This is a genomic window from Streptomyces sp. JJ38 (genome assembly GCF_019303475.1).
GTDB lineage: Bacteria > Actinomycetota > Actinomycetes > Streptomycetales > Streptomycetaceae > Streptomyces.
The window spans coordinates 1-10,900 of the sequence record NZ_JABLSI010000082.1 but is presented as its reverse complement, the minus strand read 5'-3'; the positions used below and the strand labels follow the sequence as shown (position 1 = coordinate 10,900).

Genomic DNA, 10,900 nt, shown 5'->3' with positions numbered 1-10,900 from the left:
CAGGGCCCCCGAGCCGCCGCCGCGCACCGCGCCCGCCGACGCCCCGCCGCCGCGGCGGGCGGACGGGCCCGCGGACCTGATCCGTCAGGGCCTCGGCTGGCGCGCCGCCCTGGACGCCACGCGGCACGCGCGGTCTGACGGGCCTGCGGCCGCGGGTCTTCAGGGGGCGAGCAGGGGACCGAAAGTCTGACGTCCGATCTCCTCGGCGCGCTCCTGGCCGACGGTCCGGCCGGGAACCTCGGGGTGCTCCTCGGCCCAGGCCCGCGCGGAGGCGGCGGACGCGAAGAAGTTCAGCGCGTCGCAGCAGGCCGTGGCCGCGGGACCGCCGCCCGGGCGTTGACCGACGAAGACGACCGCGTCCCGGGGCGCCCAACGCGTTGTCCCGCGTGCGGTGGTGACGGTGACAGGCTCGCCGGTGACCGGGTCCGTGGAGGAGATCACCACGTCCGCGTCCAGCATCGCGGGGATGCCGAGCGCGTCGATCGCGCACATCGACCACACCTCCTCCGCGCCGCCGTCGATCCGTACCCGGTGGCGGGTGGGCACGGCGGAGAAGGGGTAGGCGGCGCGGGTCGTCCCGGCCTCGTCCAGGGTGAGGAAATCCTCGGCGGCCAGGTCGGCCAGCACCTCCCGGGCGGTGCGGCCCGCACCGGCGGCGGCGGGTTCGAGCGACTCGGGCCCCGGGGCCTCCCCGGTGGCGGCGAAGTGCCGCAGGACCGCCTGGTGCACGGCCCGCAGGCCGCGCTCGGCCGGGGCGCGGCGTCCCCGGCCACCCCGGCCGACGACGTCGAGGGCTTCCGCGTCGCAGCAGTCGTCCGGTGAGGCCGACTCCGGTGAGGCCGACTCCGGCGCGGCGGGCTCCGGCGCGGCCGACTCCGGCCGGTTCGCTCCGTCGAGCGCCTCGCGCAGGGCGGCCACGCTCGGGGCCCCGGCCAGGGTGCCGTCCGTCCCCCGGTACACCCGGCAGGCGACGCCCGGCACCGCGTCGGCCGGGGCGAACGGGTCCACGCCGTCGAGCAGGATCGTCGGTGAGCCGGTCATGCCGCGCGCGGCGGCCTGCTCCTGTTCGTGGACCTCCACCAGCTCCACCTGCGCGGAGCGTCCCGCCAGGGCCGTGCTGACCCGTTCCAGGGCCAGCGGGGCGTGCGGGCACTCCGGCACCGCGAGCACCGTGATGCGCATGTCGCGCCTCCTCTCGGGCTGGTCGTCCTGCCCGGACGGTAAACCTTCCAGTGCGATGGAGGGTCAAGGCGTAACCTGGAGGCATGCGCATCGGCGACCTCGCGGCGGCCAGCGGACTGACGACCAAGACCATCCGCTTCTACGAGCAGGCCGGTCTGCTGCCCGCCCCGCCGCGCACCCCCGGCGGCTACCGCGACTACCCGGAGCGGACCCTCGCCCGGCTGGCCTTCGTCCGCAACGCCCAGACGGCCGGACTCACCCTCGCCGAGATCCGCTCCGTCCTCACCCTGCGCGACGATGGCAAGGCGCCCTGCGCACACGTCATTGCGCTGATCGGGCAGCGGCTCGACGACGTCGAACGCCGCCTGGACGAGCTGGCCAGGACCCGTGACGAGCTGCGCGGCCTCGCCCAGCGCGCCGCAGCCACCGATCCGGGTGCCTGCGCCGAGGACGACATCTGCACCATCCTCACCGCGCCCGGGGCCTGAGCACGAACCGCGCGGACCGTCAGCCGCCCCGGCGGGTGTTGAGCCGGGCGGCCTGGCGGGTGAGGTGGTCGCGCTCGGCGAGGTTGGACGCCTGCCGCGCGGCCTCGGCGTACAGGCGTGCCGCCGTCGCGAGGTCGCCGGCGCGCTCGTGGAGGTACGCCGAGGCCGCCGCGTGACGGGGCAGGGAGCCGTCGAGCTCCGAGAGCGCGGCCAGCCCGGCGCGCGGCCCGTCGGCCTCGCCGACGGCCACGGCGCGGTTGAGCCGGACCACGGGGCTGTCGGTCAGCCGGGCGAGCTCGTCGTACCACTCGACGATCTGCACCCAGTCGGTCTCCCCGGCGGTCCGCGCGTCGGCGTGGAGTGCCGCGATGGCGGCCTGGGCCTGGAGCTCGCCCAGCCGGTCCCGGGCGAGAGCCGACCGCAGGATCTCGATGCCCTCGGCGATCAACCCGGTGTCCCAGCGGGCGCGGTCCTGCTCGGCGAGCGGCACCAGGCTGCCGTCGGGCGCGGTCCGGCTGGGGCGCCGGGCGTGGTGGATCAGCATGAGGGCGAGCAGCCCCGCCACCTCGGGGTGGTCGATGACGGCGTGGAGCTGCCGGGTGAGCCGTATGGCCTCGGCGGCGAGGTCGACGTCGCCGGAGTAGCCCTCGTTGAAGACCAGGTAGAGGACGCGCAGGACGGTGGCGACGTCCCCGGGCTGGTCGAACCGCGCCCGGGAGACGGTGCGCTTGGCCCGGCTGACGCGCTGCGCCATCGTCGCCTCGGGCACCAGATAGGCCCGGGCGATCTGGCGTGTCGTGAGCCCGCCGACGGCCCGCAGCGTGAGCGCCACCGCCGACGACGGCGTCAGCGAGGGATGCGCGCACAGGAAGTAGAGCTGGAGCGTGTCGTCCACGCCGGGCACGGGCCCGGGCGACGGTTCCTCGTCTACGCGGTCCTCACGCCGACGGCGGGCGGCGTCCGCCCGCGTCGCGTCGAGGAACCGGCGCCAGGCGACGGTGACCAGCCAGCCCTTCGGGTCGCGCGGTGGCTCGTCCGGCCAGACGCGGACGGCCTCGACCAGCGCGTCCTGGACGGCGTCCTCGGCCGCCGCGAAGTCGGCTCCGCGGCGGACGAGGATCGCGAGCACGCTCGGCGTGAGGCTTCTGAGCAGTGCCTCGTCCATCGGTGACGTCATTCCGTGATCGTGGGCGGCGTGCTGAGGAACGGGCGGACCTCCAGCCACTCGTGGATCGGCTCGCCCCCCGCGCCCGGGGCCGCCGACAGCTCGCCGGCCAGCTCGACGGCGCGCTCGTAGGTGTCGACGTCGATGATCATCCAGCCGGCGATCAGGTCCTTCGTCTCGGCGAACGGTCCGTCGGTGACCGGCGGACGCCCCTCGCCGCCGTACTGGACCCAGGCCCCCTCGGGGGCGAGCGCCTGACCGTCCACGAACTCGCCGGTCTTCGTCAGCCGGTCCGCGAAGTCCTGCATGTACTGGACGTGCGCCGAGATCTCCTCCGGCGTCCACTGGTCCATGGGCACGTTGTTCACCGGGTCCGGAGCGCCGCGGTAGTGCTTGAGCAGCAGGTACTTGGCCATCGTTCTCTCCTCGGTGGTGGTACGGCCCATTCTGGCCGCGCTCACCCCTGGGACGGAGCGGGCCACGGGGTTTCGACATCACCGGCCGAGATTCTTTTCGTGCTGTGGCGGACGAACCGGAGGGCGCCCGCCTCACCGGCCCGGGACGGCGCGCCCGGCCGCCCGCCGCGTTCGGCCCCCGCCGCGTTCGGCCCGCGCCGCGTTTCGGCCCCCGCCGCGTCCGGTCACCCGCCGCGTCCGCCCGGCTGAAGGCGTCGATAGCCTTCAGGGTGTCGTCGAGCACGGAGGGGAAGGCAGCGCGGATGGCCACGGGGTCCCGGGTGGAGCGCGTCTGGCGGAATGTGGCCGTGCCGGTCTTCGGCCCGGTCCTGGCCAGTTCGGCGGTAGTCGGCGCGAGCCTCGGGCTCGCCGCCAGCAGTCCCTTGGTGGGACTCCCCCGCATTCTGGGCCTGGCTCTGACGGGGGTCGCGCTGCTGCTGCCCCTCGTCGCGCTCTTCGTCTTGGCCAGGCTCGACACGTCCGGTTGGGGCGGGGGCGGTTTCTTCCTCGGGGTGGGGCTGATGGCCTCGCTGGTCGCGACGGGGGTCGGCCACACCACCGCCGAGGACTGGGTGCTCACCGTGCGCGGGGAGACGACACGCGCCCGGGTCGTCGACTACTTCCCCGGTGGACGGGTGGGCACAGGAGCCCAGGCCCACGACGCCGACGCCTGGTGCAAGCTGGCCACGGCGGAGGGCGAGCCCATCGAGCCCAAGCTTGACGAGTCGCGGGGCTGTCGGGGAGGCAGCCGGGTCGACGTCCTCTACGACCCGTGGGGCAGCGCGCGTCCGCGCACCGACGAGCCCAAGGTGTACGACACGTTCGTTCTGGTCGCCTCCGCCATCGCGGTCGGCTGCGGAAGCCTCCTGGGCTGGGGCGCCGTCTACGACCGGCGGCGAAAGCTGGCCCGCAAGCGGGAACTGGAGCGGCGCCGGGCCGAGCAACACGGCAGGCGGGGCACCTGAGACGACGCGGGCAGCGACATGACGCGGGCGGCATGACGGGCCGCATGACCCAACTCGCAGAAGGCCAGGCAGAGCAGGCTACGACACCCATCGGCGCGGACGCCCTGCGCGCCCTTTCCGAGGGCCACCACGCCCGGACCGTACGTCCGTTGAAGAAACTCAACGGTTTGAACGACGTGAACGGCTCCGAAGTCTCCGGCCACTTGGTGAAGCCCTACGCGAAGGCCAAGGCCGAAGCCGAAAGCGATGGCGATGGCGGTGGCAGGGGCCGCGGATACGGCACGCCCGGCCGGCCTGTCGGACGTCGCCCGGCTGGCAGCCGAGCACGCCGCGTACGAGCAGGCCCCGCCCCCGCACCCACGGCGGGTTCCGTCGCCCACCCGTCACGTATACAGAGCGCGGGGGCCCTTCAGCTTGCGGATCGCGTGGTCGGTGTACATGGCGACGACGGTCGGAACCCAGGCCGCGTGGGTGACCAGGTGGAGGGTCGAACGCTCCGCCCACGGGACGGCCAACAGCAGCACCGCCCCCGTCAGACACCAGGCGGCGGAGAGCGGGGCGCTGCGGACGAGCCACGAGCGGCGGCAGAGCAGACGCATACTGCGCCAGGCACCCGACGGCATGCGGCGGAACGTCAGCCAGCAGCACAGGGAGACGACCGCCGTGATGACGGCCAGCGCGTACATCCGAGTGCCCAGCGGGGCCGGGAGGGACGCCGGGGCGTCACCGGTCGCGAAGACGCGGGCGGCCAGGATGGCGGGCAGCAGGCAGGCGAGGGCGATCCAGCGGGTCCTGCGCAGCAGGCGGTGGAGGCGGCCGTCGATGTTGCTGCGCAGCGCCGCGTCGCCGGGGTTCTCGCCGACGAGGCGCATCTCCTCGCTGGTGATGTCGGTCAGCCGCTTCAGCCGCTCACTGCCCTGGAGCGCGACAAGGTTGGCACGGGCGGTGGCGTTGTGCGGGTCGAGACGCAGGACTTCCTCGAAGGCGCGCACAGCCCCGGGACCGTCCTTGCGCCGGGCCAGGATCAGGCCCGACTCGAAGTGCCCCATGTAGTTGTCCGGTTCGGCCCGGACAGCCTCCTGAGCGGCGGCGAGGGCCTCCTCCTGGCCGTCCTCCGCAACCTGCAGTGCTCGGGCGAGCATGACGTGGGACATCGCGCGCTCCGGCGCCAGACGCACTCCCTCGCGGGCGGCCGTGACGGCGGCGGGATACTGCCGTGCGTCGAAGAACGCCCTGCTCAGCACGTGGTAGCCCGGTGCGTACTGCGGATCGGCCTTGACAGCCTCCTGAGCGGCGAGCAGCCCCGCGGCCAGCTCGCCCTGGTACAGGCGGCAGCGGGAGAGCTCGAACCAGGCGACAGCCGAGTCCGGGTGGTCCGCCACGAGCCGGCTGAGGATCTCGGCCGCCGGCTCGTACCGGCCCACGTCCACGAAGGCCCGGCACCGGTCGACCATGACGCCGAACGCGTCGGGCACGTTCCCGCTCATACGAGTTTCCGCCGCTTCAGGTAGGCGAGGAGGTCGTCGTACGTACCGCCCTCGTTGGCGTACAGGGCAACGTTGCGGGCCGCCGAGAACCACGCCTCCGCAGAGGGGCGCAGCTCCTTGGCCGCGGCCAGCAGGTCCGGCATGCCGATCATCCGGGTCTCGCCGGTGCGGACGGAGTCCATGAGCGCGCGCTCGGCCGCCGTCTCGCAGACGTGGGCGAGATCGGCACCGGAGAAGCCGTCCGTCCGGCGGGCGAGCTTCGCGAGGTCGACGCCTGCGACCGGCCGGTCGTTGAGGTGGTAGCGCAGGATCGCCTCGCGGGCGGGTTGGTCCGGCGGCAGGACCAGCAGCGTCCTGTCGAGGCGCCCGGGGCGCCGCAGGGCGGTGTCGACGTCCCAGGGGTGGTTCGTGGCGGCGAGAACGAAGACGCCCTCGTTGCCGCCGGAGACGCCGTCCAGCTCGGTGAGGAGCTGGTTCACGGTGTTCCGCAGGCCGCTGTGCTGCACACGGCTGCGCTTGGCTCCGAGCGCGTCCAGCTCGTCCAGGAAAACGACACAGGGCGCGCTGCGGCGTGCGGCAGCGAAGATGTCCCGCAGGTTGCGCTCTGAGGAGCCGATCCACATGTCCAGGACGTCGCTGAGCGAGATGTTGACGAAACCGGCGCCCAACTCCCCCGCCACCGCGCGGGCCAGGAACGTCTTGCCGCAGCCCGGGGGACCGTAGAGCAGCAGCCCGCCGCGCAGGTTCTTGCCGTACAGCCTGCGCAGCTCGGGGTTGCGCATGGGGGCGAGGAAGGCCGCCTCCAGCCGGTCCTTGACCTCCTGCATACCGCCGACGTCAGCCAGGCGGACCACGCCCGGCCCCTCGACGTCCCACGCTTCCGTGTCCCCGGGGTCGTCGGCGCCGTCCGCCCGCAGGGGTTGTGCCGACCGGGGCGGCATCGGCTCCTCCGGCTCCTCGGGGGTGTCCGTCACGAAGCGGGGTGGCAGGACATCGGCCACCTCATCCTCGGCCAGCTTCCAGTCGAAGCCGCTCTTGCCGGTCCCCGCGTCGTGCCCGGCAGCGCCGATCGCGGGTTGCGCACCGTCGGCGGCGGGTACCGGTGGAGCGGGAGCGGACGCCGGGGGCTCCACGGGCGGCGGCTCCACGGGCGGCGCCCCCACGGCACGGGTCATCAGCGCCCGCGCCGAGCCGTCGTCCGGCGCATGCTGGAGAGCCACCGCCACCTCCGCGACGGCTTCACTGGCGCGGCCCGCGGCGAGCAGCAACTCCGCGAGGTGCAGGCGCAGCGGAACGTCATCCGGCGCGGCCGCTACGGCTCCGCGCAGACTCTGTATCAGCGGCGAGTCTTCCGTCATGCCCCCACCCTAAGCAGGCGGAGGCCGCCGCACCGCCCTCCAGGGGGCCGGCACCGGGCCGCCCGCGCGCCCCGCTCGCGCCGCGTCGTCGTCACAGGACGGCCTCCACCTCGTCCGTGAGTTCCCGGAGCCGCCGCTGGCTCGCCCGCACGCGCCGGCCAGAACTCCGCGTAGTGACGCAGGATCCTCATGCTCATCCATCTTCTGTCGAGGACTGCGCGATGGGCAGGAACGTGCGCCAGTACCCGGCGTCGAAGACCTTCGGCTCCTGTCCCCGCGGGCGAGTGGGTGGGGAGACGCACGTCACTATCCCGGACTGTCACACCGGGCGGCGCCGAAGCGTCAGGTGGGTGTAACCGTTCACCTCGGCACGGGAGTTCGCCATGGAAGCCCGTTTGAACCTCTTCAACAGCCCGATCGCCAACAAGGCGCTGAGGCCCCTCGTCACGTCCGGCCAGGTGATCCACGACTCGACCCTTCCGGCGGCGACACAGGAGCTGGTGAAGATCCGCGCCAGCCAGATCAACGGCTGCGGCTTCTGCACCGACATGCACACCAAGGAGGCCATCGCCGCGGGGGAGACCTCGGTGCGCCTCCACCTGGTCGCGGCCTGGCGCGAGGCCACGGTGTTCACCGAGGCCGAGCGCGCCGCGCTGGAGCTGACGGAGCAGGGCACCCGGATCGCCGACGCGGCCGGCGGGGTGACGGACGAGGCCTGGGCCAACGCCGCCGAGCACTACGACGAGGAGCAGCTCGCGGCCCTCGTGTCCCTGATCGCCGTCATCAACGCCTTCAACCGGCTCAACGTGCTCGTCCGCCAGCCCGCGGGCGACTACCAGCCCGGGCAGTTCGGGTAACCCCTGCACGTCCGCACGGCGTTCAGCGTGCGGCGGCGTCGGCGAGGATCGCCTCCAGCCGTGCCCGGCACTCGGCCACGAAGGCCGGGTAGGTGTGCCGGTAGTAGGCGATCCCGCTGACGCCGACCCCGATCGCCCAGGCGCGGGCGCGGACCCAGGTCGCGTCGTCGAGATCGAGGGCGTTCCAGTAGGCGCGGCGCGCGTCGGGCGGCAGGTCCCAGACGGTGGCGTGCTCGGCGTCGGGGAAGCCGACGGAGAGGGCGCCGAAGTCGATGACGGCGTGCAGCCTGCCGTTCCGCACGAGGAGGTTGGTGGGCTTGAGGTCCCCGTGAAGCCACACGTGGGGCGCGGAGGGCTCGGGCAGGGCCAGGGCCTCCCGCCACAGCCGCTCCAGGGTGTCCACGTCGAGCTCCGCGCCCTCGGCCGTCCGGCAGTCCGCGAACGAGACGCCGAACGCCTCGTCGCACGGCCGCAGGCCGCCTCCGCGGTACCAGCTCAGGTCGTCCGCGCGCCTGGCGCCCATGAGCTCGACGGCGTGGAGTTCCCGCACCGTGGCCGCGAGGTCGGCCCCGAAGCCCGTCCAGTCGGAGACGGTGTCCGGGCCCGGCTCCTCGCCGTCGATCCAACGGAGGACGGACCAGGCGACGGGGAAGGCGTCGGTGGGGGTGCCGGCGTGCACCGGTTCGGGGACGGCACAGGTGAGGAAGGGCGCCAGCCGGGGCAGCCACCGCTGCTCCTTGCCCACGGCCCGCCCGTTGTCGGGGGTGCGCGGGAGCCGGACCAGCAGGTCGTCGCCGAGCCGGTACAGGGTGTTGTCCGTCCCCGAAGCGGCGGGCGCCAGCGGCAGCCCGGCCCACTCCGGGCGCTGGGCCGCCAGCAGCGACCTGACGAGCGCCTCGTCGACCGCGATCTCGTTCTGGTGAAGCGTCACGGCGGCAGTGTCACCCGGGAGGCGACACGCTCGCCACGGGATTCCGTCGGCGTCGACGTCTGCGGGGCTCCAGAGGATGTCAGGGGGCGGGAGGTGTGGAAGTCCCGAGCGGGACGGACCGCCCCTGCTGACGGCGGCCGTGGAGCGGGGTGAGCCCGGTCAGAAGTCGACGCGGGCGTGGTCGTCGACGCGGCCCACCGACTCCTGGGCGAAGCGGTGCTTGTAGTCCTCGCGGATCTTCTCGATGGCCGCGTCCTTCCCGGCGGCCTCGTGCGCCGGATACAGCAGGGTGATGTCGTAGGAGCGCTCGCGGGAGATGGTGCCGTCCTGGTTGCGCCACTGACCGGAGAGTTCGTCGACGCTCAGGCCCGCGGGGAAGCGTGGGGAGACGACCTCGTTGACGAACTCTTGGAACTGCCCTTCGGTGACGTCGGGGCCGCCGTCGGGGCGGGCGGTGCCGAACAGCAAGTGGGTCTCGACGTAGGCGGCGTTCGGGGCGGCCTGGGCGGGGTCCGCGGTGAGGCCGTCCAGGATGGTGGGAGTGGCGGCGCCGGAGAGGGCGGCGCAGACGGCGACGACGGCGAGGCGCATGCGGTGCCGGGAAGGATTCATACCGGCATGAACCGCGTTGCACCGGTATGAGTTACGCGTCCAGCAGGACGGCGGCCGCGCCCGCGGGGCCGACCGGGCTCGGGGCGGCGGCGCGGGCCGTGCCGCGTGGGCGCCGGTCGAGGGGCCCGCTGGGGCGGGCCGACGGGTACGTTGGTTCGATGGGCGACCAGCGGGGTGCGGTGAAGCGGGGCACGTGGGAGACGGTGGCGGTGGCCGTCGCGCTCGTGGTGGCGTTGCCGGTCGCCGTCTGGTGGCTCGTGGGGCAGCGGGACTACGAGGGGCTGCCGGAGAGTGAGCTGGACTACGCCGTCCGGCCCTGGGACATCGATCCGACCGTGGAGTTCGCCGTCGGGCTGAACGCGCTGCTGATCGCCGTCGGGGCCGCGGCGCTGCTGGTCGCCTGGAGCCGTACGCGTCGGCTTCCCCTGTACTGGTGGTCCGCCGTCGGGCCGCTGCTGGCGGCGGGTGTCGTCGCGGCGCTCGGACACCGGGTCCTGACGGCCGGAACCGTGGGGGCCAACATCGGCGCCGGGCTGGTGGCGGTCCTCGGTACGACGCTCGTCCTGGTGCTGCTCGCGGTGGGGCTGGGGCGCGGGCTGTACCTGCTGCGCAGGCCGCCCCGGTGACGGCGCCACCTCGGGCGGGGGCGCGGCGCCCGGACCGGCGCCGGGAGCCGGGGTCCGGCTGGCGGCTGGCGGCTGGCGGTAGGCGGTAGGCGGTAGGGAAAACCCCACCGCCGCTCACTGAGGAACCCCATGGCGGCTGGTCAGCGGGGGCAGGCAGGCTTGGGTCATGAGCCTGAGTCCCGACGCCACGGTGCAGAACGACGCCGGGCATACCCTGCCGCCGCCGCGTGCGCCGCTGAGCGCGCAGACGTGGCGGGAGATCGCCCATCTGCTGCTCAACTTCCCCGTGGCCGTCGTCGCCTTCGTCTACGTGTCGGTGTGGCTGTACGTCGGGGTGCCGCTGACGATCACGGTGATCGGGCTGCCCCTTCTGGCGGCAGGGCTGCTGGGCTGCCGCCAGCTGGGGAAGCTGGAGCGGGCGCGGGCCAGGCTGCTGCTCGACGTCCACGTGCCGGAGCCGACGCCGCTGCGGCCGCGCACGCACGGGGGCTTCGCCCCGTGGCTGTGGGCGACGCTGAAGGACCCGGTGGGCTGGCGGCACGCCCTGTACGCGACGATCCGGCTGCCCTGGGGGGTGGCGACGTTCACGATCACCTTCACGGCGCTGTTCGTGGGCTGGCCGGTGCTGCCGTGGCTGGCCCGCGGGCTGTCGAACGTGGACCGGGCACTGGTGCGGGTCCTGCTCGCGCCGTCGGACGAGCTGGAGCGGCGCATCGCGGAGCTGGAGGAGAACCGGGCGGTGGTGACGGACACCGCCAGCGCGGACCTGCGCCG

At 73.9% G+C, this 10,900-nt stretch carries 12 protein-coding genes; 5 read left to right on the top strand and 7 right to left on the bottom strand.

The features are described from left to right. Nucleotides 1-159: 159 nt before the first annotated feature. Nucleotides 160-1,182, bottom strand: a complete 1,023-nt coding sequence (locus tag HPT28_RS27530; RefSeq protein ID WP_219094377.1) for an alkylmercury lyase family protein — start codon at nucleotides 1,180-1,182, stop codon at nucleotides 160-162. An 83-nt stretch (nucleotides 1,183-1,265) separates the two neighbouring features. Between HPT28_RS27530 and HPT28_RS26060 the strand changes: the two genes are divergently transcribed. Further along, a complete protein-coding gene (locus HPT28_RS26060; RefSeq protein ID WP_219094375.1) occupies nucleotides 1,266-1,670 on the top strand; it encodes a heavy metal-responsive transcriptional regulator in 405 nt (134 codons plus the stop codon). A 19-nt stretch (nucleotides 1,671-1,689) separates the two neighbouring features. Here the strand turns inward: HPT28_RS26060 and HPT28_RS26055 are convergent, their stop codons facing one another. Continuing rightward, entirely contained in the window at nucleotides 1,690-2,835 is a 1,146-nt protein-coding gene (locus HPT28_RS26055) for an RNA polymerase sigma factor (protein ID WP_219094379.1), read from the bottom strand. A gap of 8 nt (nucleotides 2,836-2,843) precedes the next feature. Beyond that, nucleotides 2,844-3,251 (bottom strand): YciI family protein, encoded by a 408-nt coding sequence (locus HPT28_RS26050; RefSeq protein ID WP_219094373.1) that lies wholly within the window; start codon nucleotides 3,249-3,251, stop codon nucleotides 2,844-2,846. A gap of 302 nt (nucleotides 3,252-3,553) precedes the next feature. Between HPT28_RS26050 and HPT28_RS26045 the strand changes: the two genes are divergently transcribed. Continuing rightward, nucleotides 3,554-4,255, top strand: a complete 702-nt coding sequence (locus tag HPT28_RS26045) for a hypothetical protein (RefSeq protein WP_219094371.1) — start codon at nucleotides 3,554-3,556, stop codon at nucleotides 4,253-4,255. A gap of 383 nt (nucleotides 4,256-4,638) precedes the next feature. Here HPT28_RS26045 and HPT28_RS26040 read toward each other — a convergent pair whose 3' ends face one another. After that, nucleotides 4,639-5,742, bottom strand: a complete 1,104-nt coding sequence (locus HPT28_RS26040; protein WP_219094369.1) for a tetratricopeptide repeat protein — start codon at nucleotides 5,740-5,742, stop codon at nucleotides 4,639-4,641. Next, entirely contained in the window at nucleotides 5,739-7,100 is a 1,362-nt protein-coding gene (locus HPT28_RS26035) for a 26S protease regulatory subunit (protein ID WP_219094368.1), read from the bottom strand. The genes HPT28_RS26040 and HPT28_RS26035 overlap by 4 nt, the downstream gene beginning before the upstream one ends. 383 nt (nucleotides 7,101-7,483) lie before the next feature. Between HPT28_RS26035 and HPT28_RS26030 the strand changes: the two genes are divergently transcribed. Beyond that, on the top strand, nucleotides 7,484-7,957 hold the full coding sequence (locus HPT28_RS26030) for a carboxymuconolactone decarboxylase family protein (RefSeq protein WP_219094366.1): 474 nt from the start codon (nucleotides 7,484-7,486) through the stop codon (nucleotides 7,955-7,957). A gap of 22 nt (nucleotides 7,958-7,979) precedes the next feature. Here HPT28_RS26030 and HPT28_RS26025 read toward each other — a convergent pair whose 3' ends face one another. Then, nucleotides 7,980-8,888: an aminoglycoside phosphotransferase family protein gene (locus HPT28_RS26025; protein WP_219094364.1), complete on the bottom strand. Its 909-nt coding sequence runs from the start codon at nucleotides 8,886-8,888 to the stop codon at nucleotides 7,980-7,982. Between the two features lie 159 nt (nucleotides 8,889-9,047). Further along, nucleotides 9,048-9,500, bottom strand: a complete 453-nt coding sequence (locus HPT28_RS26020) for a DUF3574 domain-containing protein (RefSeq protein WP_219094361.1) — start codon at nucleotides 9,498-9,500, stop codon at nucleotides 9,048-9,050. 158 nt (nucleotides 9,501-9,658) lie between these two features. Between HPT28_RS26020 and HPT28_RS26015 the strand changes: the two genes are divergently transcribed. Together HPT28_RS26015 and HPT28_RS26010 are read left to right on the top strand one after the other, a co-directional pair. Further along, entirely contained in the window at nucleotides 9,659-10,126 is a 468-nt protein-coding gene (locus HPT28_RS26015; RefSeq protein WP_219094359.1) for a hypothetical protein, read from the top strand. A gap of 166 nt (nucleotides 10,127-10,292) precedes the next feature. Next, nucleotides 10,293-10,900: sensor domain-containing protein (locus HPT28_RS26010; protein WP_219094357.1), on the top strand; the 608-nt coding region annotated here is incomplete at its 3' end.